Below are 26822 nucleotides of genomic sequence, written 5' to 3'. Positions count from 1 at the left end.
CGATCGAGAGAAGGAACCATGCCCGACGAACTCGCCAAAATCCTGCCGTTCTACGTCGTGATCGATGTTTCGTGGTCGATGGACGGGGAGCAGCTCCAGAACGCCAATGACATCATGCCGAGGCTCTCGGACGCGCTGGCGACCGATCCGATCCTGACCGACAAGATCCGGCTCGCGCTCGTCGACTTCGCCGGTGACGCGCAGGTTCGGCTGCCGCTGTGCGACCTCCTTGACCCCGACGTCGTCCTGCCGGGGTTGTCGTGCCGGGGATCGACGTCCTACGCGGCCGCGTTCCGGTTGCTGCGCAAGGAGATCGAGGCGAACGTGACGCAGTTGAAGGCCGACGGTTTCAGCGTGCACCGGCCGGCGGTGTTCTTCCTGACCGATGGAGCACCCACCGACACCGAAGACGAGTGGACAAGCGCGTTCCGGGAGCTCACCGAGTACGACCGGCAGTCCAACGTCGGCTTCGCGATGTATCCGAACGTGATCCCGTTCGGGGTCAAGGAGGCCGATCCGCAGGTCCTGCGACGGTTGATCCACCCCGCGACGGGGACGAAGCAGAGCCGGATGTACCTGATGGACGAGGGGAACGACGCCGCGCAGGCGATCGCCGGCATGGCCGAGATCATGATTTCGAGCGTCCTCAGCTCCGGGACCAACCTGGCCGGCGGCGACTCCGGCCTGATCCACCCGGATCCCGCGGACCTGCCGAGCGGGGTCGCGGCCGCGAATGCGGACGGGGACTTCCTGTGACCCACCACCTGGACGAAAGCGCTGCGCAGCCCGCTCCGCGGTTCGATCCGGTCGAACCCGTCCGGATCGGCGACCCGGGCCGGGCCGCCGTGGCCGTGAAACCGAAGCTCGACTCCCGGTTCCCGGACGTGCCCGCCTACATCATCGACGCGGACCAGGTGCGGGACGACCGCGGTGGCGCGAGCCTGGAGCTGCGAGCCGCCAGCATTCGAGGGCTGTCGCACCGCTTCTACGGCTCGGCGCGGCAGGACGCTTACGCCCGGATGTTGAGTGAGGACGGCCGTTACCTCGTCGCTTGTGTCGCCGACGGTGTCGCCGCCGGCGAGTATTCGCACCTCGCTGCGGAGATCGTCACGCGCGACGGCTGCCGGAACCTGGTGGAACAGCTCTCGGCCGTCACTCCGGAGAAGCTCGACTGGCTGATGATGCTGGGGAAACTCGTCTCCCGGACGGTATCGGCCGCCCACGACATCGCTCGCCGGAACGGCGGCGATCCGCCGGGCACCGATCCACGCGAGGCGGGCCGCTACCTGGCCTCCACCGCGTTGTTCGCGGTGATCGACTTGGAGCCCGGCGCGAACGGCGAGCACACCGCCCACGTCGTGGCTCTGGGTGACACGTCGGCTTGGCTGCTCAACCCCGGTGAGGCCGTCCCGTGGACCCCTCTTCAGCACGTCAAGAACTCCGACAGCGAAGTCGCGTCGAGCACGACCGCTGCCATTCCCGTGGTGCCCGCGGTGGCTCCGGAGACCGTCGTCGTCCGTTTCGGGCCTGGAACCGCCTTGGTGCTGATGACCGACGGCGTCGGTGACGCGCTCGGAAGCGGCGGCGGAGAGGTCGGGGCCTTCCTCGCGCGGGCTTGGGCCACTGCGCCCACTTCACTCAACTTCGCGGCACAGGTGGACTTCGCCCGTCGCTCTTACGACGACGACCGCACCGCGTTGGCGCTCTGGCCGGTCCCCAGCCCATGAGCGACGACGAGATCGACCGTGCGGAGCTGGGTGAGCTCGGTGAGCGGCTGGGCAAGGGCGGCCAGGCGACGGTCCACCTGCTGCCCTCGCTACGGCTTCCGGATGTCGCCGGCGAGGTCGTCTACAAGCACTACCACGCCGGCCACCAGCCGCCGCACGGTCTCCGTGCGATCGTCCGCGCCCGCAGCAAGCTGGCCGCGCCGGTGCGCGCCCGGCTCGACGGGATCGCATCGTGGCCCGCTCGGGTCGTCATCGAGCAGGGGGTCGTCTGCGGTGTGGTGATGCCGCTGATCCCGAGCTCGTACTTCGACCGGCGACGCCTGCCGAGCGGGAAGGTGAGCACGCTGCCGCGGGAGGTGCAGGGCCTGTTCGTCGGGCCCGAGGTCGCGTCCCGGGCCGGGCTCGCGTACCCGGACATGACCGACCGGCTCGCGGTCTGCCGCGACCTGGCAGGCGCGCTGGCGCTGCTTCACGAAAACGGCCTCGTCTTCGGCGATGTCAACGCCAAGAACGCGTTGTTCAGGACCGGCGCCACGCCGTCGGTGATGCTGGTCGACTGCGACGCGGTCCGCATCCGGGGATCGGCGCCGGTGGTCCGGCAGCTCAACGCGCCGGACTGGGCGCCCCCGGAAGGAGCGGTCCTCACTCAGGCAACGGACCTGTACAAACTGGGGCTGTTCGTCCTGCGGACGCTCTCACCGGGCCCGCAGGCCAGCACGTCCCGCAGCCCTCAGCGTGTGCGGTCGGTGCTGGACGCCGAAGGACGCCGGTTGCTCGGCGCCGCGTTGGCCGACCTGGGCAGGTTTCGGCCCGAAGCCGCCGAGTGGGAGTCCTACTTCGCCACCAGAACCGGGCTGAGCTCGGTGCCCGATCAGGTGACAGCCGGCTCGGGACGACAGCCGGCGCCGACGACGACCTCGGGTTGGCGCCGGGACCCCGGGACCGGGCGCTGGGTCCCCGCACTGTGACGCGGGAGGCGCCGGTTCGCTGCACCGTCTGCGGTGTGCCGGTCAACGGCGCGGCGCTGCTCGCCTTGCGTGGAGATCTGAGCTGCGCCGGTCACCGCGAGAGTGCCACATGTGCCTTCTGCGAACACCGTGTGCGAGTCAGACCGGCGACCTGGCGCGACCTCGGGAGTGGCGTGCTCCGTTGTGAACTGTGCGCGCATGATGCCGTCGACCTCCAGCGTCAGGTCGCCCCGGTGCTCGGCCGCGTCCGGCAATCCCTCGCGCTCAGGGGCCTCACGCTGCGGGAGCCCGCCAAGGTCCGGCTGGTGCCACCGCACGAATTGCTCGAGTTCGGCCGCGGACAGGGCCACGCCCTCGGCGCCACCACCATCCGCTACCGGCGAGACGAACCCGGGAAGGTTACCGACATCCGTATTGTCGCGGGCCTTCCCGTCGAGTTGTTCTACGGCGTCGCCGCCCACGAGTTCGGCCACGCTTGGTTGGCACAGCGGCGGCATGGGCGCCTGCGACCGGAAATCGCGGAAGGACTGTCCGAGGCGTTGGCCTACGGCGTTCTGCGTGACCTGGAAGCGCCGCTGGCGGCGCAAATCCGGGAGCGGATGAGGATCAATCCGGATCCCGTCTACGGCGCCGGGTTCCGGCTGGTTCGTGACGCAATTCTCCGGTTCGGGTTGAGCGGTGTTCTCGATTCCTTGGTGCGGGCCGGCGAACTTCCGGGCCGGTTACTTGCGTAGCAGGGTGTTGCCGGTGTAGCCGCCCGTGTGCATCAGCCGTTTCGCGTAGCAGTCGTCCTTGTTGATCCCGTACGAATCGCACCACGTGTTGGCCGAGGCGCCGTCGCCGAACGACTGGGCCTCCACGGTGATCCAGAAGTCCGGGTACTTGAAGCTGGAGTAGTCCCCGGACCACAGCAGCAGTGCTTGCGGGTGCTGTTGCCGGTTGGTGACGAAGTCCGCCCAGATCGCGTCGTAGTCGTAAGTGACGCCGTTGGCGACCATGTCCGGCTTCTTCGCGGAAAGCTGCGGGAGCCAGGAGCCGACGAGCTGCTCGACCTGGGCCCGGTCCTGGTCGACCTGCTGCTGCAGCAGGCTTCGCGCATCCGTGGGTGCCGCGCTCGTGGTTTCTGTCGTGGGCGCGGCAATCGTCTCCGTGATCCGCGATTGTGATTGCGTTTCACCGTCTGCGAAGGAGCCACTGCCCCCGGAGCCGCCCGGGGCGGGCGAGTTGTTGCCCGCGGTTGTCGAAACCAGTACGACGGCGCCGATGACCAGCGCACAGATTCCTGCGGCCACAGCGGCTTTCGCGCCCTGGGTCAGGCCCGGTCCGGTCGTGGTGTGGTTCTGGACCGAGACCGGTGGGAGCGGAGGAGGCGGCGACGGATATCGGGGACTCGCAGGCGGTGGCGGTGGCGAGGCCGACGGCCGCTGGTCGTCCGGGGCCGCGGCCCGGCGCGGGACGGCGGCCCCGCAGCCGACGCAGAACCTGGCGTCGTCGCGCAAGTTTTCGCCGCATTGCCGGCATTCTGCTGTCATGCCCGACGCACCTCTGCCATAGATCCTGGTGGTTTCCCTGTTCAAGTCGTTCCGCGTGTCATAACGTTACGAGCTCCGAGGAGAATTCCGGTCATTTGCCTGCAACGATCCGGCGACTGCGGACGACTATGCCGCAAGAACGTCGAAGTCGTCAGCGAAAGGTGACAAAAAATGGAAGTTTTCTGGGTGCTCGTCGTCATCGCTCTGCTGTGCTGGGCGATCTTTGTCCAAGTGGACGCACGCCGGCACGTCGCGGTCGAGGTCGCGATGTCCGAACAGGCCGCGGCAGAAATCGTCGCCGCCTGTTTCAATGTCACCTGGACCAAGGTTTCCGGGAAAGGTGATCTCAACTACCGGCAGAAGCTGCGGGTCGGCGCTCCCGTCGTCTCGATCGCGTTCTCGCCGGACGGGATGAGCAGGTGCGGCGTCGAGATCTGGACGTCGGAGTTCAGCACGCGCTACGGCATGATGAACCACGCGCAGCTGGCCTGGCGGAAGAAGCGCAAGCTGGCTTCCGAGCTGGCCAAGAGCCTTGACGCCGCGGCCAGCTGACACCTGTGGACCGATCGCTGGGGAGCGCGGGGTGTGGTCCTCGGCCACACCCGCGCCCGTCGGCGCGTCAGGTTCTTCCGTTCGAGCGCAGCCGGTGTGCGGCGATGAGCCCGGGCCGGCTGAGCACGGCGAGTTGCTTCTCCAAGGACGCCAGCCGCTCCTGGATCGTCGTGGTGATCGTGGTGATCTGGCCGCGGTCTCCCCCGCGCTCGAAGGCGATCGCCCCGGCGAAGGAGCCGACGATCACGACGATCGCGCCCAGCCAGCACAGGGCGCTCAGGACGTCCGGTCCGTCCGCGACCCAGTCGAGCACCAGCGCGACGGTGGCCAGCACGACGGCCGCCGCCATGAGCGCCGCGTGGGTGAGGGTGACCCACGGGCTCCGCTTGCGCCACCATACGATCAGCCGAGCCGACTCGGGTGTGCTCATAGCGGCTACAGCCCCCCGGATGTTGGCGAGGGCCAGCTGGGCGTCCCGCTGCTGGGCGAGCGTCAGCGGCGCGGTCCACGACTTGAGCCGGGTTTCCAGCTCCACGCACGCGTGCCGCACCCAGAAGGGCGTGGCTAGGGCGGGACGCCGGGGCCAGTCCGGCGTGTGTGCCTGGTTGCGCAGCCACGCGACAGCCATGGCCACCACGGCGACCAGGCCGATGGCCACCACGAGGAGCAGCGTGCCGGCATCGAGCCCGGCGGTGGCGACCAGCATCAGCGCCACCATGCACAGGCCCAGGAAGAACACGCCCGTTCCGAACACCACGAACGCACGGCTCGATGTCCGGACGAGCCGCTCGTCCAGCCAGTCGATCGGGCGGCGGAGGGCGAACTTGCACCCGCTGACGAGTACGATGAGCACCAGGTAGAACGTCAGCAGCCCGGCGAACAGCGCCGCGTTCCACGCGGCGGAAAACTCGGGGAACGGCACGAAGCGCACCGCGATGTTCGCGCAGCCCAGGAGAATGGACAGCAGGAACACGCCGATGGCCGCGCCGATCCTGCTCCGGTCGGGCAATGGCTCGACCGCCACCACCAGTTCCGGCGCCTGGGGGGACACCACGAGCTCGGTCTCGGCGACGATGGACTGCATCCCGGCCGCCAGCGACCCGAATCGCAGTTCGACGCACTGTGCGTGCGCCAGTTCGCGGATGTCCGGAGGCAGGTCCTGAGGCAACGGCATGCCGGCTCCGGTGAGCACTACCGGCACCAGCCGGGTACTGCTCGCGAGCGCGATGGCGATCTCGTAGCGCACCCAGTCTCGCGGCCGGCCCGACCGGTCGGCCAGGTCCGAAAGCCAGGTGGAGTGGATGACCACCACCAGCACATCCGTCTCCAGCAGGCGCGCTCGCAGCGCCGCGGGGTAGGGCTCACCGATCCGCAGCGTCGTGTCGAAGTAGACCGCCTCGTGTCCGAAGTAGACGGATAGCTGCTCCGCGAGCGCCTCGACCACCAGCGCGTGGGGCAGCAGGTTGCCCGCCGCGTCCCGCTGCCGGTAGTTGACGAACACTTTCCCGCTCATCCGCGCCCCCGCCCCGGCGTTGCCCCGTGCTCGTGAACCATGGTTGCGAGCTTTTGCTGCCACTCCATGATCTCCGAGCTCCAACGCCGCGAGTTCCGCCTGTCCAGCAGGCAGTTCACGGACAGGCCCGCCATGGTGAAGATCGCGGCGATCGCGATCGTCAGGCCCGCCGCGAGGAGCGAACGCCTGGGTGCCGGCTCGCCGAACACGCTCACCCCGGTCGCCACGACCTCCAGTGCGACGATGCTGGCGAACCAGCTGAGATAGGCGACCGCCTCGCTCCGGTATCCACTCTTGACCCACGCCGGCATCGATGCACGGGCTCGGTGATCCAGTTCCTTGCGAGCACCGTCGAGCTTCGAAAGGATCAGCTCCGCGTCCTGCCGATCGGCCTTCGTGTAGTCCTTTCGCGACTTCTTGCCGTCGACCAGCCGCTGCTCCAGCCGGTGGGCCGCGCGGCGGAAGACGGCGTGCTCGGTCGTAACCGGAGGTGGCCATTCTTCGTCGCGGTCCGCTGTGCGTTGGAACCAGAAAGAAAGAACCCAGAACGCGATCAGGAGGAACGCGGCGAAGGCGGAGATCTTCCACAGGTTGAGGTTGTCGTCCTCGGTGAGGGCGTGAATGCTCATGGAGAGGCTCGCGAGAACGATGAGCGCGGGCGCTATCCAGTACAAGGCGAACATCTTCCGCACGCCTTGTATTCCCGCGCTCTTTTCCCACCGGTCGGTCAGGGGTTTGAGCGCGACCACGAGGGTGGTGGCGAGTGTTGAAGCCAGGGCCAGCATGACAGCTGAGATGGCGGCGGGACGCGCGAACAGTTCCCAGAGGGTTTCTCCGCCGGTGAAGAAGAGGATCGGTGTCAGCGCGAACAGTGAGATGGTGCTGATCAGGAGGCGCAGCCAGAGTCGCTTCCTGCGTGGCGCGGGATCCTCGGACGCCGCGGTGGCGGGAGCGACGTACTTCTCGAGCTGGCGGATGAGATTGTTCAGGTCGGTGGTGTAGGTGGCCGGGCCGACGGGTGCCGCTTGCCGGTGCGCCAGCTCGCTGATCTCGGCGGGCAGTTCGGTCCACTCCGGCATCGAAGCGTTCCCGATGGGTACGGGGATCACGTGGATCCGCCGTTCCAGCGCGGTCCTGATCTCGTGCAGCACCCAATCCTTGTGGCGGCGTTCTTTGAAAGAGTCTCCCCAGCCCTCGTGGATCACCGCGATGAGCACCGTGCACGTTTGGAGCCTGCTCTCGAGGGCATCCGGGTATTGATCGCCGGGAACTATGCCGTTGTCGATGAACACCTCCTCGGTTCCGAAATAGCGCTGCAGTCCGTCGGCTATGGCGGCGACGGCTGTCCCTTGCGGGTTTCGGCGGTAGCTCATGAATATGCTGGACATGCTTCTCTCGTCTTGATTTCCTGGTCTTTTGTCAGTATTTTTCTTCTGGTGGATAACAACACCGAAGCGGCTGTCGGCATCGACGAAGCGCTCAGCGCCATCCGAACCGAACTCGCGGGCTTGCACGCGCAGAGCAAGTTCCTGAACGAGGTTGTCGACCGGCTGCACGCCGAGAACGAGCAACTCAGGCGGGCCGGGTCCAAGGCTACCGTGCAACCCGCCCTGCGCGAGCTGATCAAGCTGGCCGATGACTGGCGGAGCAGAGCGGCCGCGATCCGGGAGGGCGCCGATTCGGCCCGGCTGTGCGCCGACGTCGTCGAAGACGTGACCCTGGTCCTGGAACGGCAGGGGGTCGAAGCGTTCTCGGCTGATGCGGGCGCCGAGTTCGACCGGCACGAACACCGTGCCGTCGGCACCCAGGTGACCGAAGACGAGACCCTCGACGGCCGGGTCGCCGAGGCGCGCAGGCCCGGGTATCGCAGCGATGAGCGCGTGGTGCGGTTCGCCGAGGTCGTGGTGTACAAGGTGGCCACCGGCGGCTAGACGGTGACCGGCTGGCTCGCCACGACACCGATCACCACGATCACCCCGAGCGCTACCAGTGCCACGGCGATCACCAGCATCACCATGGCCACGCGCCTGCCGTTCGCCACCGCTTTCGGCACACCGCTCATTGCACGGCCTTCCTGTTGATCAGCCACCGCACCGGCGCCGCGGGGTCGTCGTTGGCGACACCGCCGGCCGCCGAAGGGTGCGAGGTCACGTCGCGGGCGTCCTCGTAGCTCACGACGAAGTACGCGATCGTGGCGAACTGGTTGTCGATCGAGGCCAGCAGATCGCGCTGGCCCACGTTGTTCAGCCACTCGCGGACCGCGGCGTCCCGCTCGGCGCGGCCGGCCTGCTGCAGTCCCGCGTAGGGGTGGTCCGTGCCGGTCGATTCGATGAGCGCGTCAGCCTTCGTCAGCACGATGGCGACAGGCATCTTCAGCAGGCCGCCGGCTTTGACGCCGAGGTGCTCGCGCTGAGCCTCCACAAAGCGCTCCAGCGACGTCTTCGGCAGAGCGTTGGACGCGTGCACCCGGCCGAGGATCGCCCGGTCCGTCTCGGAACGCACCTGACGCAGCGAGAACGGGTCGATCACGAAGACGATACCGCTGGTGTGCTTGAGGAACTGCGACTCGGCGAGCTGATCGGGGCTTTCGGGGATTTCGCCGGCCGGGTCGTAGAGGTACAGCAGCCGTCGTGCCCGGCTGCCTTCCGCGCCGATGTACACGTTGTAGGCCCTCGGCCGCGTGATCGTGGTCTTGAGGGCGCGGTTCGGGTCGTCGAGCACGCCACGCTGCAGGTTGCGCTCGAACTCCTGCTTCGCCCGTTCGTCGGCGAACTCGAACCCGTCGTCCAGCAGCATCAACCGGCTGACCGCGGAGAACATGTACACGGACTTGCCGGCCGTCGGTCCGGCGATCACAGGAATGTGCACGGTCGGTGCGGTCAGCCCCCCGATCGGCAACTGCGCCCGGCACTCGGCGCACTGCGCCGGGAGTTTCGCCTTGCCGTTCGCGAGCAGGGTCGGCAGCACCGTCTCGCAGCGGCACGTGCGGTGCAGCACACCCGACATGCCGGGCAGTAACCTCTTGTGCTCGGCCTGGCAGTCCGGACAGCGGTAGATCGGACGAGTGGCGCGCACGTGGCAGGTGCCGCACTCGATCGTGATGCCGCGCACCCAGAGCGCCCCGACCTCGAGCACCTGCGACGCGCCGGCGGTCGCCGTGGCGAGGAGCACGAGAAGACCCAGCAGGACCGCGAACACCGCAGACACCACGAGGAGGAAGGCACTGGCGGCTGCGGCACCCATGACCAGCCCGACGACGACCATCGCGGCGAGTGGGTAGGTCACAGCGTGGTTCAGGGAGGAGAACCTCGCCCGGTTCCACGTCCGGCCAGCGAGCGACCGGGAAAACCTCGGATCGGGTCGTGACTTCGGGTCGTCGACGACGACCCTGGCCCACATCCGTCCCACCGCCTGGATGAGCACCTTCTGGTAGTCGAGCAGGATCGGTCCGGCGTAGTAGCTGCGATAAGCGGGATCGGAGCCGGGCTTCCTCGATGCCGGATCGATGTGCAGGTGCGCCGTCGGACCGTACGGCGTGAAGCCGGCGAACGCCGCTGTCACGAATTCGATGAGCCCGATGGTGAACGCGATCAGCCCGCTCACCGCGAAGAACAACGCGCCGATGTACAGGAAGGCGGTGAAGAGCACAGGGACCACGGCGATCACCAGGCAGAAGGCGATCGCGATCCCGATGACGTATCCCATCAGCGCTGCCTCCGCAGACCGAGCAGGTTCAGCAGCCCCCGGTTCGCCTCGTGTGCCGACCGCCACTCGCGCCACCACTTGGACCAGCTGCCCTTGGGCGCGGCGACGTCGAGCCGGGATCGCACCGCCGTCGACTTGAGCAGCTCGCCGATCCGGTCGAGGTGTTTCGGCTTGCGCCTGGCGACCGCGGCCACCAGCGTCTCGTTGACGAGCCGGCGGCGGACCCGCTGGTCGGAGACGCTCCACCAGACCACGATCACGGACGCGACGTAGTTCGGATCGGCCTTGACCAGACGCGCGCTCGCGCGCTCGCCGTACGTCTCGAGGAACCGGCCGCCCGTCTCTCGCAGAGTCGTCTCGAGCAGGTTGTGGTGCGTTCGCGTGTCGGCGCGCAGCACGTACTCGGCGAGGGCGCCGAGCAGGTTCTGCGCGGACGCCGCCGGCAGGGAGGGCAGCAGCCGCAGCCCTTCGCTCACGGGAAGTTCGGCGTCGTCCTTCGGGGAGGCGTGCTGGAGAAGGCTGAGGAACTTGGCCGTCTCGAGCATCGTGGCCTCTTCCGCGCGCATTGACCCGACCAGGTCCGGGGCGAGCAGCTCGTCGACCAGCCCGGCGTCGCCGGGTCCCAGTTGGCCCCGAGCCGCCTGGTCCAGCGTTCGTGCCACGATGCGGCTCAGCAGACCGGTGCCGACCAGTACGTCGGGGTGCAGTGAGCTGAGGGCGCGTTCAGCTTCCGCCTGCGACACCTCGGCCGGCCACAGCACGGCGCCGAGCCGTCGCCAGTCGACCTCGTGGTCGTCGAGTGCCTTGTCCAGCACCGAGACCCGGTCCTCCTTGCCTTCCCGGGCGAGGACCACGTCCGCGAGGAGCGCGACCCGGCCACGACCGCCGATCCTGCGGAGGAGCTGACCGGCATGCGGCGTCAGGGACGTGCACAGCGGGATGATCTGCCGCGGGTCGGTGAGCCGGGCCGACAGGACGCGCAGCGTCGCCGCACGGAACTCGTCCTGCCCGGCCATGCGGTCGAGAACGGTCTTCGACTTCGGATCGGTCATCGCCGGGAGGACGGCTTCGGCCACGACCTGGTCGAGCTGCGCCGGGTCCAGCCGGGGTAGCCAGAGCTGCTCAGGCGCCGTGAGGGCGGCGAGGTAGTACGTGCCGAGCAGGTCGGCGGAGACCGGTTCCCGGCGGCGGTCCGCGGCGTCGAGGTGATTCGCCCACCGGCGCAGGTCGGCCGGCCCGCCGACGGCCCGCAGCCGCCCGGCGAGCCGTTGCCAGCCGTCGGCAGGGAGCGTTCCCGGCATGCGTTCGACCGCGAGGGCGACGGCGTCGAGCAGCAGGGCTTCCGGCACGTCGCGGCCGGGCGGAATGTCCTCGGCGCACTCGATCAGCACGGCAAAGGCTTCCAGTTCGCCCGCCGACAGCGGTGAGGTCAAGCGGTCCGCCGCCATGATCGCGCTCTGGACATCACTCCTGCTCCACAGCGCGGCCATCATCGTCGCGTAACGGGTGGTTTCCTCGGCCCCGGTCTCGAGCGGATCGACGACGGTGAAGTCGCCGTAGCTCGGGAGCAGCACGTCCGGCGTGGTGCAGCTGACGAGCACGCCGGCATCTTCCGGCCGCGACGTGTAGGTCACGAACGAGATCGCGACCCCGAGCGCGCGGGGGAAGGACCGGCAGAGCGCGGCCAGCCACAGCGCCGCCGTCCGGTCGTCCGGGACGACGAGCACGACCCGGCCCCGCCCGTCGGTGAGCACCCGCTGCACCGCGCTGATCACCCGCGCCAGACCTCCGGCCCCGCCCGGCGCGGACAGGAACCGGCGGATGTCGGCCGGACTCGTTGCGCTGCCGGGCGTGAGCGCGTCGACCGGTGGAAGGTCGGTGCCGCGTTGTCGCGAGTGGACCCAGACGGAACCGCGCCACATGTCGATCGGCAGCGCACGACCGAGTTCCCGGTCGGCCTCGCCGAGCAGGAGCGCGTGAGCGAAGTAATTGCCGGTCCGGCCGGTGAAGTCCGCGCCCGTGTACCGGGTCTGGAACAGCACGGCGGATCCGCCGGTGCGGGCGTACCCGAAGGCCACGGGGAAGGCGCCGAGATCGGATTCGTCGGCGTTGGCGAGCTGCGGTCCCACTTCGTAGGCGCTGGCCCGCACCGCGAGGTCCACCAGCTGCTTGGGTGCGCCCGGAGTCAGTGCGCTGATCTGGAAGCCCTGGATGCCCTCGAGGCCGTCCTCGCACGACGTGTAGTGAAGCTGGTGCATGCTCATCGCTTGCCTTTCATCATCCTGATCGCACCGAACCGGGCCAGCAGCCACAACATGGGGTCCTCCAGGCGGTACGGGTGCACGCCTTCCGGCGCGAGGTGCTTGCCGTCGATCGGCGGTGCCCCCAGCGCGGAGAGCCCGAAGTACCGGTAGGTCTCGAACGTGTTGGCGATGCTGCGGTCGAAGGCCGGGTCGTACCACTGGTCGAGCCAGGCCCGGACCTCCTCGTGCACGTCGAGCCCGTCCGCCTCGTCGTAGACGCCGATGTGTCCCGACGGCTGCCGCAGCGGGGACTCGGGCGCCAGGGAATCCGGCAGCAGGTCCAGCTTGGTGAGCGCGACCGCCAGCGGGGTGCGCAGGCGCCGCTCGACCCGGCCGGAGCTGCGCTCCCGGAGCAGCTCGCCGAGCCGGTTCAGCACGTGAAGCTGATCGGTGTAGCGGGACTTCGAGCCGTTCACGCCGACCAGATCACGGACCTTGGGCATCTGCAGGGGATCGAGCAGCAGGATGATGCCCTCGGCGGCGTCGAGGTAGCTGATCAGCTGGTCCATTGCTTCGGCGCGGGCGACGTCCTCGCCCGCGGTGTCGTAGAACACCGTGACCACCGGCGCGATGCGCGCCGATCCGAACATGCCCTGCCGCCGGAAGCGGAGGCTGAACATCAACGGTTCCGGGCTGGTGACCCGGGCCGAAGCCGTCTGCCTGAGCGGACGGCCTTCTTCGAACAGCGGTGTGTCGAAGTCGCGCCGGTAGCGCACACGGGACTCCTCGCCGAGCAGGTCGAGCGACATCCCGGTGAACCGCTCGTTCACCTGGCCACGCTGGAACTCGTGGATCAGCACGCCGACCCAGGTGCTCTTACCGGAGTCGGACGAGCCGATCACCGCGATGTTGCGGCCGGCGCCGTCGAGGTACTCACGCAGGAGTTCCCGCCCGCAGCTCGGGCAGACGCGCCGGCTCTGGGGGAGCTTCCCGTGCGGGCAGCGGCCGTTCTTCAACTGCCTTTCTGCGAAGGTCTCACCCTTGTGGTCGCACTGCTCCCCGCACCGCATGTGCAGCTCGTTGCGCCGGGAGCTCGTCCAGCAGTACGGGCACTTCGTTTTGGTCACACCGGTTCCCAGCACGCGAAGGGATGGTCAGGTCAGTACGAGCTGGCCGGGGCTGGCGGCCACCATGTGCACGCGTTCGTCACGGGAGAACGCGCGGATGTGCAAGGGCCGCCGCAGGTCCGGCGGCACGGTGAACTCGACGCGCATCGGCGCGACACCGGCTTCGGTGGTGACCAGTTCGTGGCCGTCGCTCGCTTCGAGCGGGCGGAGTCCCGACTTGGCCACCACGACGATCGGCGGCACCCCGCTGCCTGGTTCACCGTCCACCACGAGGATCCGGCGCGTCCGCCGCAACGACCGCACCCGTTCGATCGAGTAGCGGATCGCCACCGGCGTCGACCCCTGGCCGAACAGGATCGGTCCGAAGCTGCGCGTCTCGCCGTCGACGAGGGACGTGCACACACCGAACCAGTGATCACCCGCGGGCGCGGGGACCGAGACACCACGGCTGTCGTAGGTCACCCGGGTCACGTCGAGTTTGGACGCGGCGGGATCGGCCGGACCGGTGGGCTTCGTCCCTGTGCGCCACACCACCCGCGCCGAGGTCGCGCCGGGCGGCCACTCCCACGTCAGACGGACGGTCGGGCCGAGCCGATCGACGCGCAGCGACCGGACGGTGCCATGCCGGACGTCAACCGCGCACGGGGCGCCGATCGCCGCGAGGTCGCCCAGCACGGTCACGGGCAGAAGCTTCTGACGCCTCGCCGATGCCGCGAGCTCGACCCGGAGCCAGTTCCGCCCGGCGCCGGGCGCACTGCGAACCGGCACGCCGTAGGCGCGAGCCTTCGACACCGGCACGACCTCTTGCGCCGGCGCGTCCACGTTTTGGCGCAGCTCCAGGATTTCGACGTCGCCCTGGGCCGGAGCCGTCCACCGCACCAGCAGCCCGTCGCCGTCCGCCTCAGCGGTCAGATCGGTGACGGCGTCGGGAATTTCCTGGCATCGAGCGGAAGCGTGCACGCCATCGCTCTCGGCGATCGTTCCGTCCGCTAGCCGGTAGGTCGCCGTCACGACGTAGTCGTAGGCGCGCCCGGCGCGTACGCCGGTGTCCTCGAACGTCGAGGACTGCACGTCGCGCACCGCACTTCCGTTGCGCCGCACGACGGCGCCGGAAGCGCCGGCAGGGAGGCGCCAGCGTCCGGCGATCCGGTGGGGCTCGCCCCGCAGCACCAGGTCGAGCACATCGCGCAGCACCGTCACCGCGGCCGTGCGTGCCGGTCGTGTCGACGAAGTGCCGTCGCGGGTCGTGCGGACCTCGTAGCTCAACGGGGTGCCGCCCGGCGGGTCGTCGTCGGCCACCTCGAGGTCACGCGTGTCGGCGCAGATCAGCGTGCTGCCACGGGTGACGCGGTAGCCGATGCGGCCGGCGCGCGCACGGCTCGGTCGCCACGACACGACGACCTGGCCGGCCTGCACGACCGCGGTCGCCGACGGTGGCGCTGCCGGCGCACACCGTTCGATGGCGACGTCCAGGTCGTGGTCGGAGAGCTGCTCACGGATCCGGTAGTAGCCCGTTGCGGCCGCCTCCACGTCGTGGCGTTCGAGCTGCCTGCACCGCGCGATTTCGGTGTCGAGCGTGGTCAGCTGGGCAGCGAGCTCGGAGCGCCGTTCCCGCCACTCGTCCGGCAACCCGGGCTGTCCGTCCAGCACGGCGAGCGCGGTCCGCAACCGCAGGTCGCGGACCGCGGAACGGTAGTCGTCCTGCCAGGCCGGGGCGGTACTCGCCGGGTCGGTGAAGTGGCACCAGGCCGCGTAGGCGGTGGTGCCCGTGTCCGCGGGCAGCTCCAACGCAACCAGCCGCTCCGCGACCGCCTCGGCCGCCGCGGCGACTTCCGAATAGCCGTAGGGCACCTGTGCCGCGAGGCCGGACAGCAGTTCGTGGCGCAGCACAGCGATCAAGGACGCGTCGCCGAGCCATTGCTGAATCCTCTTCAGCAGAGTCTGTTCCGCGGTGGTCTCAGCATCCCGGGACACCCGCAGTTTGCTTCGCCGCGCTTCGAGATCGCGCTCGGAAGTTCGCGTCCCGTTGAGCGTGCCGGCCAGGTAGTCCCACAGCGAGGCGTGCTGGAGCTGAACGAGCAGGTGGTGTGTGTCGGACCACTGGCGCGGCTCGGGCGTGGCCGGCAACTCGACGGGTTCGAGCTGCCGGGCGCCGATCTCCGCGAGCGCCGCCAGGACCGTGGTCCGGGTCAGCGCGCCTCCCGATTCGCGGACGAGTGACTCGACGCGTTGCCCGGACAAGCCAGGTGCGCCGCGAAGGCGCTGCTGCAGGCCGCCCCCCAGCTTGCGGGTCCGCGCGGACACCGCGGCCCGGTGCGCCGCCGACTTCGCCGGGTCCGTGAGAGTCGCCACCGCCGTCTCGTGCAGCGCTCGCAGCTGGTCGCACGCCCGCTTGAACCCGCCGTACTGCCGGTTGTTGAGCTGGCTTTTGATCTTGGCGAGCGCGGTGCGCACCACGTCGGCGCCGGTGACATCCGGCGGCAAGAGGTACACGCGGAAGAAGTCCTCGTCAGGCCGCCAGCCGTCTTGCACCGGCTTGAGCACTTCTTCGACGAAGCGGGCGCTGTCGAAATGCCACTCGCTCACCGCTGGAGCGCGGGCAGCGGGGCCCGCTTCACCTCCTCCGGCACCAGACCACTGATCTTGGCCTCGAGCCGGAGTTCCTTGCCGTTGCTCGCGACCGCGGAGACCCGCAGGATCCCGTCCGCTTGGAGGTTGAACGAGACTTCGAGCGGCTGACCGGCGGGCTGGTCCGGCGGCAGCCCGACCAGGTCACCCTTCACGAGCTCGAGGTTGTCCGGCAGCTCGATGCTCAACACGTCGGTTTTCGACTCGTAGACCACGATCTCCACCATTTCCTGGCCGTGGGCGACGGTGCGGAACGTGCCCCGCGGCGATGCGGGGATCTCGTCATTGGGCCGGATCAGCCACGAGACGATCCGTTCGCCGTCCTGGTTCCGGGGGTCGCGCACAATGGCGATCCCATAGCCCTTGGACGTGACGTCGACGATCTTCGGGATCGGCTTGCCACCCGGCAGGCTGCCCATCGAGGACGGCGAGCCGTCCGTCTCGGCCACGCTGCTCGCGGCGAAGAGGGCCGCGCCCTTCGCGACGATCTGATCCGGATCGGCGAGCTTCGGCGCCGGCAGGTCGGGGAAGTCCTCTGCGAGCCGCTGCTTGACCGCGGGAGAGTGCGACATACCACCGACGAGCAGCACCTCGTGGATCTGGTCCACGCTCTTTTCCCGGGCGTGGCCGAGCACGTCGCGCGTGAAGTCGAGCGTCCGGCCGAGCAGGTCGGCAGTGCACTCCTCGAGTTCCTTGCGGGTGATCTCGATCTTGGCGCGTTCGCCGTGCGCGACGATCGAGCTGCTGTAGGTGTCCCGTCGGGACAGTGCCTTCTTGGCGTCCTCGGCGAGCAGCGCGATGGCGCCCGCCGCGTCGAGGTCGGCTCTCGGGTCGGAGTCCGGGTGCTGCTCCTGGAACTTCTCGCTGATCAGGTCCATGAGGCGGTCGTCCCAGTCCGCGCCGCCGAGCCGGTGGTCGCCACCCGTCGCGACCACGCGGATTTCGCTCTGCGACACGTTGATGATCGTGACGTCGAACGTGCCGCCACCGAGGTCGTACACCAGCACGGTGCGGTCCTCGCCGGGGTTGATCAGCCCGTACGCGATGGCGGCCGCGGTCGGCTCGTTGATGATGTTCACGACGTTCAGGCGGGCCATCTCACCGGCGTCTCGCGTGGCTTGGCGCTCGGCCGCGCCGAAGTAGGCGGGCACCGTGATGACGACGTCCGCGAGCGGGCCGTCCGCCGGCACGTCGACACCGAGGACGCTGAGCGCATCCTCGACGACCTGCTTGAGGATCACCGCGGAGATCGACTGGGGGTAGCGTTCCTCGCCATCGATCTCGACGGTGTAGCCGTCCTCGCCCATGTGCCGCTTGATGAGGTCGACCACGCGACCCGCCTGGTTCTTCAGCTCGTTCTTGGCGAACTTGCCGACGGTGACGCTGCCTGTCTCCTCGAAGAACACGACGGACGGTGTCGTGAGTTCGCTCTCCTGGTTGGGCAACACGGTGGCTCGACCGTTCTCGTCGAGGTGCGCGACGCACGTGTAGGTGGTGCCGAGGTCGATGCCGAGTACGGGTCGGGTCATGGTTGGTCCTTGTGAAGGTTGGTGTTCTGCTCGTCGGGCCGGATGCCACGAACCCGCTTCGTGAGGTCGGAATGGTCGATGCGGCCGCCCTTGGCGCTCCCGCCGCCCCCAGTGGCCGGTGCGGGTCTGACGCTCGTACCGCGCCTCCGGTGCAGCGCGTACGCGACAAGAGCGAGGAGCACGAGCCCGCCGAGCGTGCCGAGGAGGACCTTGCCCCAGGGAAAGACCGGCGGTTCCGGCTGGGGCAGCGCGGCGATGGTCACGCCGCACGAACTCGCCACGATTCCGTAGAGCTGCCGCAGCAGCCCGGAGGTATCGGTGACGAAATAGTCCTGGCCGACATTCGGGCCCGTCACACTCGCGAGATTCCGCGCGCCGACTTGGTCCAGGTCGATGCCGACGCCGGCTACCCGGGTGTGGTCGCGTTTCAGCTGGGTGGACGCCGCAATAGCGGCTGGGATGGCTTCGTCACCTTCTTGTACCGGATTTCCGTAGACGTTCGGCAACCCGTCGGTTATGAGCACGGCAACGTTGAGCCGGAGCTCTTTCGCGGCGAGGAACGCCGCTTCCCAGTTCGTCGCGCCGTCGTTGTCCCCGTCGTGGGCCGAGAGGTCTCCGATCTGCTCTTTCAGCTGGTGGCGGGAATCGTCATCGGAGATGTCGACCGCTGACCTGACGACTCGGGCGTCCGTGCCGAAGTCGATGATCGAGACTTCGGAGTGTTTGTCGCGCAGCGCATCGACGACGTTACTCGCCGCCTCGCGGACTTCGTCGAACCTGGGTTCCATGGAACTCGACTGGTCGATGAGCAGGCCGATGCGCAAGGGGCAGTGAGCCGGCCAAGGCGGGTTCGCCTCGATCGTCTGCGCCGTGGCGAAAGGAAGTTGGCCGAACAGTGAAAAGAGGACGACCGCGCAGATGACAGCAGCACGTCGTGGTCGCGAGGCCGTTGCCGCAACCAAGCTCGTCGTGAATTTGGATGGGTGAATCGCGAACGCTCCCTCGCCGTGATCGACTCAGCAGCACGGTAGCCTAGCGGTCGCGATGTGCTTCCGTCGAGAGTTTCGAAATCTGTCAAGTAATTGTCCAGAACGGCGCTTGGCCTGAATGCGGCCCATTCGGCGCCGCCGTTCCTGTCGACGTGGTGTCGGTTAACCGCGGTGCCGTGAATGGTGGCCCGGACACGTCGCACGTGAGGGCGGTGTTCAGTGATCACCGCGTCGGCGGAACGATGGGTGGATATTGGACCGGCTCGGTGTGAAACGCGCTCTTCACGGGGCAGTGTCGACGTCGGCCAAAGGGAGAACCGCGTACTTGGGCAACGGTCCGGGTGCGACGGTTGCGTCCAGAGGCCACGTTGGACTCGGGCGATCTTCCGCCGGCTTGAAGCCGCCGCACGGGTCGCTCGAAGAGCGTCGTCGCCGACGCGCGAGTCTGGTGAGTGGAGTGCCCCCGGCAGGATTCGAACCTGCGACACCCGCTTTAGGAGAGCGGTGCTCTATCCCCTGAGCTACGAGGGCGTGTACTGCCAGCCTCAGCGTACCGGGCCCGGGACACGCGCTGGCGCAGGGGCACGGATGGAGTAACCCGACCTACGTCGTCACCCGACTGAGTGGTTCTGACCGCGGCCCTACACGCCCTGGGTGGGCTAACCGCACCTGACCTGGTCGGACCAGCAGCTCACCTGGTCGTGTCTGGTTTCGAACTGCTGAACAACAGTAGGTAACCTTCGTTAACGGGACGCGGGGAGCCGCCTCCTACTGGCTGTTGCGGAGGGCTTCGTTGATCAAGCTCATGTTCGCCGACGACGAGGAACTGGTGCGCTCGGGGTTGCGCGCGATGATGTCCGGGGCCCAGGACATCGAGATCGTGGGCGAGGCGAGCGACGGCAGATCCGCGGTGGAAGTCGCCCGCCGTTATCACCCTGACGTGGCCCTTCTCGACATCAAGATGCGCGCACCCGACGATGGCATCCGGGCGCTGCGGGCCATCCTCGCGCTGCCCGATCCGCCCACCGTCGCCATGCTGACCACCTTCGACATCGACGAATACGTGAGCCTCGCGCTGCGGCTCGGGGCCAACGGCTTCCTGCTCAAGGACATCGACCCCGCCGCGTTGCTCCGGGCCGTGCGTGACCTGGCCAAAGGCGGCGCCGTCCTCGATCCGGGGGTGGCCGCGCGGATGGTGCAGTCGCACCGGGACGAACAACGCGCTGCTCAGCCGGCTCGCAAGCTGCTCGCCTCGCTGTCCGAACGGGAACGCGAGGTCGTCGCGTTGATCGGGCAGGGTCTCAGCAACGCCGAGATCGGTGGGCGGCTCCACCTGTCCGAGGCCACCGTCAAGGGGTACGTCTCCGCCGTGCTCTCCAAGATCGGGGCGGCCAACCGCGTGCAGGCCGCGCTGCTGGCCTACCGCGGTGGCCTGCTCGACCAATAGATGCTGCTCACGGCGCTGGAGTTCCTCGGGCTCGTCGCCTTCGCGGCGTCCGGGGCGCTGGCCGCCGTGCGGGCCCGGCTCGACGTCTTCGGCGTCGTCGTGGTCGGGCTCACCACCGCGCTCGGCGGTGGGGTCATCCGGGACGTCCTGCTCGGCATCCACCCGCCGACGACGCTGCGGAACTGGCCCTACCTCGCCGTCTGCGCGGTGACGGCGCTCGTCGTGTTCGCCTTCCACCCGCAGGTCGCGCGGCTGCGGCGCGGCGTGCTGCTCGCCGACGCGCTCGGGCTCGGCGTGTTCGCCACCGCCGGGACGACCATCGCGCTCAACGCCGGCGCGACCGTCTACGCCGCGTGCTTGATCGGCATGACGACCGGGATCGGCGGTGGCGCCGTGCGCGACCTGCTGCTCCGGGAAATCCCGCTGGTCCTGCGGAAGGAGATCTACGCCGTGGCCGCGCTGGCCGGCTCGGTGCTCGTCGCCGTCGGTCACGCTCTGCGACTGCCCGAGGGGCCGGTCACCGTCGTGGCGGCCGCGGCCGTGGTGGCCGTGCGGATGGTCGCGCTCTGGCGGCACTGGAACGCGCCGGTCGCGCGTGGTCCGGAGTGAGAGAAACTCTTTGTGTGTTCTGTGTGTGTTCTTAGGCGAGTCTCAGCACGCTGAGTAAAACTGTCGCCATGCGCATCCTTGTGGTGGACGACGACCGCGCCGTCCGTGATTCGCTCCGGCGGTCCCTGGAGTTCAACGGCTACCAGGTCGAGCTGGCCAGCGACGGTGCGCAGGCGCTGGAGGCGATCATCGCCAACCGGCCGGACGCGATGGTCCTGGACGTCATGATGCCGCGGCTCGACGGCCTGGAGGTCGCCCGCCGCCTGCGCAGCACCGGCGACGACCTGCCGATCCTCGTGCTGACGGCCCGCGACACCGTCTCGGACCGGGTGTCCGGGCTGGACGCCGGCGCCGACGACTACCTGCCGAAACCGTTCGCGCTCGAGGAGCTGCTCGCCCGGCTGCGCGCGCTGCTGCGCCGCGCCGTCCCGGAGGGGCCCAACGGTCAGGCGTCCGAGACACTGTCCTTCGCGGACCTCACCCTCGACCCGGGCACGCGCGAGGTCCGCCGCGGCGGCCGCGAGATCAGCCTGACCCGGACCGAGTTCGCACTGCTGGAGCTGTTCCTTTCCTACCCGAAGCACGTCCTCACGCGGGGCCGGATACTGGAGGAAGTATGGGGTTACGACTTCCCGACGTCGGGCAACGCCCTGGAGGTCTACGTCGGCTATTTGCGCCGCAAGACGGAGGCCGAAGCGGAGCCGAGGCTGATCCACACGGTGCGGGGGGTGGGTTACGTCCTGAGGGAAACCCCGCCGTGATCGACCCTCCCGGGGAGGAGGACCCGCGCGGCACCCGCTGGGGTACGCGCCGGTTCTCCCTGCGCGGCCGGGTGACGCTGCTCGCCGCGGCTTGCGTGGCGGGCGCCGTCGCGCTGGTCTCCCTCGGCGCGTACATGGTCGTCAGCAGCAACCTCTACCAGCAGCTGGACGACGGCCTCGTCGCGCGCGCCGAGGCGGCGGTCAACTCGCCGCAGGTGCAGACCGAGCTGCGGCAGGTCCCCGGCGCCTTCCTGGCGAGCGCGGACCTGCAGATCGGGCAGCTCAACGCCGCCCCCGACGTCCAGCACGCCGTGATGACCTACCCGCTGTCGAGCTCGGCCCCGCCGTTCGACCAGCGGGAGCTCGACGTCGCCAACGGCGATTCCGCGCAGTCGCTGCGGACGGACTTCCACACGGACAGCCGGGTCGTCGCGCTGCCCTCCGGGCACGGCGAGGCCATCGTGCTGGCCCAGTCGATGGGCCCGACCAAGCGCACGCTGAACGAGCTCGCGCTGGTGCTGTTCCTGATCGGCGGCGCGGGCATCCTGGTCGCCGCCGCGGCGGGCACCGCGGTCGCGCGCGCCGGCCTGCGCCCGGTCGACCGGCTGACGTCGGCCGCCGAGCGCGTCTCCAAGACCGGCGACCTGCGGCCGATCCCGGTCAGCGGTGACGACGAGCTGGCCCGCCTCACCCAGACGTTCAACACCATGCTCGGCACGGTCGCGGACTCGCAGGAGCGGCAGCGCCAGCTGGTCGCGGACGCGGGCCACGAGCTGCGGACGCCGTTGACGTCGTTGCGCACCAACCTCGAGCTGCTGCTCGCCGCGAGCAAGCCGGGCGCGCCGCCGCTGCCGGACGCCGACCGCGTCGACATCGTCGCGGACATCAGCGGCCAGCTCGACGAGCTGACCCAGCTCATCGGCGACCTCGTCGAGCTCGCCCGCCAGGACGAGCCGCGTGAACGCTTCGAGCGCGTCGAGCTGCTGGACGTCGTCGAGCGCGCGCTGGACCGGGCGCGGCGCCGCGCGGGCGAGATCAACTTCGACGTCTCGCTGCAGCCGTGGGTGCTCACCGGGGACAACAGCTCGATCGAACGCGCCGTCCTGAACCTGCTGGACAACGCGGTGAAGTTCTCGCCGCCGGACGCGACGGTCTGGGTGCGGCTCTACCCGCTCGGCGACGGCACGGCGGTGGTCGAGGTGGCGGACGCCGGCCCGGGCATCGCCGAGGAGGACCTGCCGAAGGTGTTCGACCGCTTCTACCGCTCGTCGGAGGCGCGGACGCTGCCCGGTTCGGGGCTCGGCCTCGCGATCGTCAAGCACGCGGCCGAGCGCCACGGCGGGGCGGTGTACGCCGCGCGGGCGCCGGAGGGCGGTGCGCTGATGACGATCCGGCTGCCGGGCGCGCCCGGCTGAGGTCGCAGTCGGGTAACTCGCGGGACGGCCGCCGTGGTGTCCGGCCAGGATCGGCGCATGCTGCTGCGTCGATGCCTGGCCGCCGGGGGAGCCGGCGTGGTCGCGGCGGTGACCGTGACGCAGGTGCCGACGACCGGCTGGTGCACCGGAGGCAGCTGCGTCCTCCTCCCGTTCGTACTGGTCCCGCTCGTGGTGCTGGCCGCCGTCCTGTTCGCCTGGGCGGTCATGGGGGTGGCCCGCGTCCGCGGAGCGTGGCAGGTCGCACTCGGCGGGCCGGCTGGTCGCGTTGGCCCTGACGACGACGCTGAGCGACGTGTGGACCTGGCCGCTCGCGGTGTACGTCGCCATGGTCGCGGCCTGTTACGTGCTGGCCGCGCTGGTCACCTCCGACGCGTTGCCGCGCGGCCGGCGGGTTGCGCTCGTGTCGCCGGTGGTGGTGTTGTTCGGCTGGGGTGTTCTGCTGCCCCTTCTGGCTCCCGGCCTGTGACCTGGTGTTTCAAAGTTCACCCCGATCGCCTCAGCGGATACCGTGTTGAATCGTGTAGGATTTTGTGTGGTTGGGGAGCCGACTCGGGACGGAGTGAACGGTGCTGGCGCGTCAGCGACAGGCGGTGATCCTGGAAGAGGCACGCCGGACCGGTGCGGTCCGGGTCAGTGACCTCGTGACCAGGTTGGGCGTGTCCGACATGACGGTGCGCCGCGACCTGGACGTCCTCGCCGGGCGCGGGCTCGTCGAGAAAGTCTACGGCGGTGCCACGTCGATCGTCGGCAAGAGCACCGACGAACCCGGTTTCGAGGCCAAGTCCGTCCGCCAGCGCACGCAGAAGGAAGCGATCGCCGAGCTCGCGGCGAACCTCGTCCGGCCGGGCACCGCGATCGGCATCTCCGCCGGCACCACCACATGGACGCTCGCGCGGGCGCTCGACGCGATCTCCGGGCTCACCATCGTGACCAACTCGATCCAGGTCGCGGACGTCCTGCGCGGGTCGACGCAGCCGGATCGCACCGTCGTGCTCACCGGCGGCGTGCGGACGCCGTCGGACGCGCTGGTCGGGCCGGTCGCCGTGCACAGCCTGCGGTCGCTGCACCTCGACGTCGTCTTCCTCGGCGTGCACGGGATGTCCGACGGGCCGGGGTTCACGACGCCGAACCTGACCGAGAGCGAGACCGATCGCGCGCTGGTCGAGGCCGGGCGCAAGCTGGTCGTGCTCGCCGACCACACCAAGTGGGGCACCGTCGGCATCTCGACGATCGCCGACCTGGACGAGGCCGACGTCGTCGTCACCGACGACGGGATTTCCGCCGAAGCCAGGGAAATACTCGCCGAAAGGGCAGGGGAACTCATGATCGCCGAGACGGCGGAGACAGTCGAGGCTGAAGAAGCGTGAAGCGCACGTCACGGCACCTGGCCGATGGCCGGGAGATCATCTACTTCGACCAGCTCGGCGCGCCCGAGCGCGTCGCCGAGGACACCCGCGACCTGCCGCCGGTTTCGGCCGCGTCGGAGATCCGGCTCGACCCGCTGACCCACGAGTGGGTCGCGATGGCCGCGCACCGGCAGACGCGGACGTACAAGCCGCCGGCCGACCTCTGTCCACTGTGTCCGAGCAAGCCCGGCAAACCCAGTGAGATCCCGGAAAGCGACTACGACGTCGTCGTGTTCGAGAACCGCTTTCCGTCCTTCGCCGAGGATGTGACCGGCGAACCGACCACTGTGGACGGTCTCGGGCTGGTGCCGGTCAAGCCGGGGCGGGGTCGCTGCGAGGTCGTCTGCTTCACCAGCAACCACGACGGTTCCTTCGCCGGCCTGACCCCGAAGCAGGTGCGGGCCGTGGTGGACGCCTGGGCCGACCGGACCGCCGGACTGTCCGAAGTGCCCGGCGTGGAGCAGGTCTTCCCGTTCGAGAACCGCGGTGAGGAGATCGGCGTCACGCTGTCCCACCCGCACGGGCAGATCTACGGCTACCCGTTCGTCACGCCCCGGACCGCGCGCATGCTCGACGTCGCCCGTGCCTACCAGGCCGAACACGGCCGCCCGGTGCTCGGCGACGTCCTGGCGGCCGAACGCAAGTCCGGCGCGCGCGTCGTGGCGTCCGGCGAGCACTGGACGGCGTTCGTGCCGCCGGCGGCCCGCTGGCCGGTCCAGGTGCAGATCGTGCCGCACCGGCAGGTTCCGGACATCCCCGCGCTGACCGACGCCGAGCGCGACGAGTTCGCCGACGTCTACCTGGACGTCCTGCGCCGCTGTGACGCCCTGTACGACCGGCCGTTGCCCTACATCGCGGCGTGGCACCAGGCGCCGGTGCGCCAGGACCGCGAGCTCGGCTGGCTCCACCTGGAGCTGTTCTCCGTGTTGCGCGCGAAGGACAAGCTGAAGTACCTGGCTGGGTCCGAATCGGGCATGGCGGTCTGGGTGAACGACGCGACACCGGAGCAAATCGCGGAACGGCTCCGCGCGGCTGGGTGACCCGGCCATACTCATCTCCGATGCACAGGTTCGGCTCAGGAACCTCTCAGGACCGTCCCGCAAGGTGATGACATGACCGAGAACGACCCCACCGCGCACGACCCCGCGACCCCGCGGCCTTCCGCGGACGCCCAGCCCGGCTCCGGGCAGGATGCCGCTCAGGGCGGTTGGGCCGGGAGTCCTTACGGCGAGCAGAGCGCGCCCGCCAGTCCGTACGGCGAGCAGAGCGCGTCCGGCAGTCCCTACGGCGACCCGGGCACGGCGACTCCGTCCGGGGGCACACCGCACTACGCGGCGCCGGCCGAGCCGTCCTACCACGCAGTCACGGGGGCCGATCCGTCCTACGGGGCGCAGAACGCGAACCCCTGGTCCGCGCCGGGTGCGCAGACGCCGCCGCAGGGCCACCCCCAGCAGAGCGTCTACCCGCCGCCGAACGCGTACGGGCAGCCCGGCACGTCGATCTACAACGCGCCCGCCGCCCCGCCGCCGAAGCAGAAGCGTTCCGGCGGCAAGCTGCTCGCCGGCGTCGCGCTGGTCGCGCTGCTGGTCGGCGGCATCGCCGGCGGCGCGGTCGGGTACCTGACGGGCGGGACGTCGGGCCCGTCGAGCAACGCGCTCGACGCGCCGAAGCCGGCCCAGCAGACCGGCAACGCGCCCGCCGGCTCGGTCGAGTCCGTCGCACAGAAGCTGTCGCCGAGCGTCGTCGAGCTGCAGGTGAGCGGGCAGCAGGGGGCCGGTGAGGGCTCCGGGTTCGTCATCAGCACCGACGGCTACATCCTGACCAACAACCACGTCGTCGAGGTCGCCGCGGGCGGCGGGCAGATCCAGGCCGTGTTCCAGGACGGCCGGAAGGCCGCCGCCAAGGTCGTCGGCCGCGACCCGACCACGGACATCGCCGTGGTCAAGGTCGACGGCGTCGGCAACCTGACCCCGGTCGAGATCGGCCGGTCCGACGACCTGCGCGTCGGCCAGTCCGTCGTCGCCATCGGCTCGCCGTTCGAGCTGGCCGGCACGGTCACCTCGGGCATCGTCAGCTCGCTGCACCGGCCGGTGCGGGCGGGCGGCAGCACCGGTGACCAGACCACGGTGATGGACGCCGTCCAGACCGACGCGGCGATCAACCCGGGCAACTCGGGCGGTCCGCTGGCCAACATGTCCGGCCAGGTCATCGGCATCAACTCGGCGATCTACAGCCCGCAGTCCGCGCAGGGTGGCCAGGGGCAGGGCCAGGGCGCGTCCGAGGGCGGCAACGTCGGCATCGGCTTCGCCATCCCGATCGACCAGGCCCGCCGCACGGCGGACACGATCATCAAGACCGGCCAGGCCGTGCAGACCTACATCGGCGCGCAGGTCAAGGACGCCCCGCAGGGCGGCGCCGAGCTCGGCGCCATCACCGCGGGCAGCCCGGCGGAGAAGGCCGGCCTGAAGTCGGGCGACATCGTGACGAAGATCGACGACCGCAACATCGACTCGTCCGACACGCTCGTCGCCGCGATCCGCACCCGGGCGCCGGACGAGAAGGCGACGTTCACCCTCCAGGGTGGCCGCACGGTCGAGGTGACCCTCGGCGGGCAGCCCGTCACCCCCAACTGATCCATTCCAGACGCTCG

Annotated in this window: 24 protein-coding genes, 1 tRNA gene and 1 pseudogene; 14 read left to right on the top strand and 12 right to left on the bottom strand. The window is 69.5% G+C overall.

All coding sequences use genetic code 11. The annotated features are described in order from the left end of the window. The first annotated feature begins 18 nt into the window (after positions 1-18). Genes MUY22_RS06620 through MUY22_RS06605 form a run of 4 tightly spaced genes read left to right on the top strand, consistent with a single transcriptional unit; the run spans position 19 to position 3429 of the window. Positions 19-756 (top strand): VWA domain-containing protein, encoded by a 738-nt coding sequence (locus tag MUY22_RS06620; protein ID WP_247058151.1) that lies wholly within the window; start codon positions 19-21, stop codon positions 754-756. Further along, positions 753-1727 carry a protein phosphatase 2C domain-containing protein gene (locus tag MUY22_RS06615; protein WP_247058149.1) on the top strand — a complete coding sequence of 325 codons (975 nt, stop codon included), beginning with the start codon at positions 753-755 and terminating at the stop codon, positions 1725-1727. Before MUY22_RS06620 ends, MUY22_RS06615 begins: the two co-directional genes overlap by 4 nt. After that, the gene (locus MUY22_RS06610; RefSeq protein ID WP_247058147.1) at positions 1724-2695 is read left to right on the top strand and encodes a hypothetical protein; all 972 of its coding nucleotides are present in this window, start codon (positions 1724-1726) and stop codon (positions 2693-2695) included. The genes MUY22_RS06615 and MUY22_RS06610 overlap by 4 nt, the downstream gene beginning before the upstream one ends. 35 nt (positions 2696-2730) lie before the next feature. Then, positions 2731-3429: a protein DA1 gene (locus tag MUY22_RS06605; protein WP_247058145.1), complete on the top strand. Its 699-nt coding sequence runs from the start codon at positions 2731-2733 to the stop codon at positions 3427-3429. On the opposite strand, the gene MUY22_RS06600 is transcribed toward MUY22_RS06605, so the two are convergent. Together MUY22_RS06600 and MUY22_RS49715 are read right to left on the bottom strand one after the other, a co-directional pair. Beyond that, positions 3418-3987, bottom strand: coding sequence for a hypothetical protein (locus MUY22_RS06600; protein WP_247058143.1), 570 nt, complete (start codon positions 3985-3987; stop codon positions 3418-3420). The two genes, MUY22_RS06605 and MUY22_RS06600, sit on opposite strands and share 12 nt — an antisense overlap. 168 nt (positions 3988-4155) lie before the next feature. Further along, positions 4156-4227, bottom strand: a pseudogene (locus MUY22_RS49715) (zinc-ribbon domain-containing protein); the annotation flags it as partial. Between the two features lie 171 nt (positions 4228-4398). Between MUY22_RS49715 and MUY22_RS06595 the strand changes: the two are divergent. Continuing rightward, on the top strand, positions 4399-4779 hold the full coding sequence (locus tag MUY22_RS06595) for a hypothetical protein (protein WP_247058141.1): 381 nt from the start codon (positions 4399-4401) through the stop codon (positions 4777-4779). A 67-nt stretch (positions 4780-4846) separates the two neighbouring features. Here MUY22_RS06595 and MUY22_RS06590 read toward each other — a convergent pair whose 3' ends face one another. After that, entirely contained in the window at positions 4847-6292 is a 1446-nt protein-coding gene (locus tag MUY22_RS06590) for a toll/interleukin-1 receptor domain-containing protein (RefSeq protein ID WP_247058139.1), read from the bottom strand. Next, positions 6289-7680, bottom strand: a complete 1392-nt coding sequence (locus MUY22_RS06585) for a TIR domain-containing protein (RefSeq protein WP_247058137.1) — start codon at positions 7678-7680, stop codon at positions 6289-6291. Before MUY22_RS06585 ends, MUY22_RS06590 begins: the two co-directional genes overlap by 4 nt. A gap of 48 nt (positions 7681-7728) precedes the next feature. Between MUY22_RS06585 and MUY22_RS06580 the strand changes: the two genes are divergently transcribed. After that, entirely contained in the window at positions 7729-8223 is a 495-nt protein-coding gene (locus tag MUY22_RS06580) for a nucleotide exchange factor GrpE (protein WP_247058135.1), read from the top strand. On the opposite strand, the gene MUY22_RS49445 is transcribed toward MUY22_RS06580, so the two are convergent. The 8 genes from MUY22_RS49445 to MUY22_RS06545 all read right to left on the bottom strand — a co-directional run bounded on the left by MUY22_RS49445 (position 8220) and on the right by MUY22_RS06545 (position 19044). Continuing rightward, entirely contained in the window at positions 8220-8354 is a 135-nt protein-coding gene (locus MUY22_RS49445) for a hypothetical protein (protein WP_256475619.1), read from the bottom strand. The genes MUY22_RS06580 and MUY22_RS49445 overlap by 4 nt on opposite strands. Then, complete coding sequence (locus tag MUY22_RS06575) at positions 8351-9997, bottom strand: hypothetical protein (protein WP_247058133.1); 1647 nt, start codon at positions 9995-9997, stop codon at positions 8351-8353. The genes MUY22_RS49445 and MUY22_RS06575 overlap by 4 nt, the downstream gene beginning before the upstream one ends. Then, positions 9997-12255 carry a hypothetical protein gene (locus tag MUY22_RS06570; protein WP_247058131.1) on the bottom strand — a complete coding sequence of 753 codons (2259 nt, stop codon included), beginning with the start codon at positions 12253-12255 and terminating at the stop codon, positions 9997-9999. Before MUY22_RS06570 ends, MUY22_RS06575 begins: the two co-directional genes overlap by 1 nt. 2 nt (positions 12256-12257) lie before the next feature. After that, entirely contained in the window at positions 12258-13367 is a 1110-nt protein-coding gene (locus tag MUY22_RS06565) for a hypothetical protein (protein ID WP_247058129.1), read from the bottom strand. A gap of 27 nt (positions 13368-13394) precedes the next feature. Beyond that, the gene (locus MUY22_RS06560) at positions 13395-15953 is read right to left on the bottom strand and encodes a hypothetical protein (protein ID WP_247058126.1); all 2559 of its coding nucleotides are present in this window, start codon (positions 15951-15953) and stop codon (positions 13395-13397) included. Further along, positions 15950-17524: an Hsp70 family protein gene (locus MUY22_RS06555; RefSeq protein ID WP_247058124.1), complete on the bottom strand. Its 1575-nt coding sequence runs from the start codon at positions 17522-17524 to the stop codon at positions 15950-15952. Before MUY22_RS06555 ends, MUY22_RS06560 begins: the two co-directional genes overlap by 4 nt. Further along, complete coding sequence (locus tag MUY22_RS06550) at positions 17521-18486, bottom strand: vWA domain-containing protein (RefSeq protein WP_247058122.1); 966 nt, start codon at positions 18484-18486, stop codon at positions 17521-17523. The genes MUY22_RS06555 and MUY22_RS06550 overlap by 4 nt, the downstream gene beginning before the upstream one ends. 485 nt (positions 18487-18971) lie before the next feature. Next, positions 18972-19044: transfer RNA gene (locus tag MUY22_RS06545), tRNA-Arg, on the bottom strand. 262 nt (positions 19045-19306) lie between these two features. Here MUY22_RS06545 and MUY22_RS06540 point away from each other — a divergent pair. The 8 genes from MUY22_RS06540 to MUY22_RS06505 all read left to right on the top strand — a co-directional run bounded on the left by MUY22_RS06540 (position 19307) and on the right by MUY22_RS06505 (position 26805). Next, entirely contained in the window at positions 19307-19960 is a 654-nt protein-coding gene (locus MUY22_RS06540; RefSeq protein ID WP_247058120.1) for a response regulator transcription factor, read from the top strand. Further along, entirely contained in the window at positions 19961-20569 is a 609-nt protein-coding gene (locus MUY22_RS06535) for a trimeric intracellular cation channel family protein (RefSeq protein WP_247058118.1), read from the top strand. 68 nt (positions 20570-20637) lie between these two features. After that, positions 20638-21330 (top strand): response regulator transcription factor, encoded by a 693-nt coding sequence (locus tag MUY22_RS06530; protein WP_247058116.1) that lies wholly within the window; start codon positions 20638-20640, stop codon positions 21328-21330. Next, on the top strand, positions 21327-22745 hold the full coding sequence (locus MUY22_RS06525; RefSeq protein ID WP_371827585.1) for an ATP-binding protein: 1419 nt from the start codon (positions 21327-21329) through the stop codon (positions 22743-22745). The genes MUY22_RS06530 and MUY22_RS06525 overlap by 4 nt, the downstream gene beginning before the upstream one ends. A gap of 286 nt (positions 22746-23031) precedes the next feature. Then, positions 23032-23232 (top strand): hypothetical protein, encoded by a 201-nt coding sequence (locus tag MUY22_RS06520; protein ID WP_247058114.1) that lies wholly within the window; start codon positions 23032-23034, stop codon positions 23230-23232. A gap of 100 nt (positions 23233-23332) precedes the next feature. Continuing rightward, positions 23333-24133 (top strand): DeoR/GlpR family DNA-binding transcription regulator, encoded by an 801-nt coding sequence (locus MUY22_RS06515; RefSeq protein WP_247058112.1) that lies wholly within the window; start codon positions 23333-23335, stop codon positions 24131-24133. Then, on the top strand, positions 24130-25212 hold the full coding sequence (galT, locus tag MUY22_RS06510) for a galactose-1-phosphate uridylyltransferase (RefSeq protein ID WP_247058110.1): 1083 nt from the start codon (positions 24130-24132) through the stop codon (positions 25210-25212). The genes MUY22_RS06515 and galT overlap by 4 nt, the downstream gene beginning before the upstream one ends. Positions 25213-25284: 72 nt before the next feature. Then, positions 25285-26805 (top strand): S1C family serine protease, encoded by a 1521-nt coding sequence (locus tag MUY22_RS06505; RefSeq protein ID WP_247058108.1) that lies wholly within the window; start codon positions 25285-25287, stop codon positions 26803-26805. Positions 26806-26822: the final 17 nt, after the last annotated feature.

It is taken from the genome of Amycolatopsis sp. WQ 127309, assembly GCF_023023025.1.
Lineage (GTDB): Bacteria > Actinomycetota > Actinomycetes > Mycobacteriales > Pseudonocardiaceae > Amycolatopsis.
Note: the sequence above shows the minus strand (reverse complement) of the source record. Positions and strands in the feature narration are given on the sequence as shown.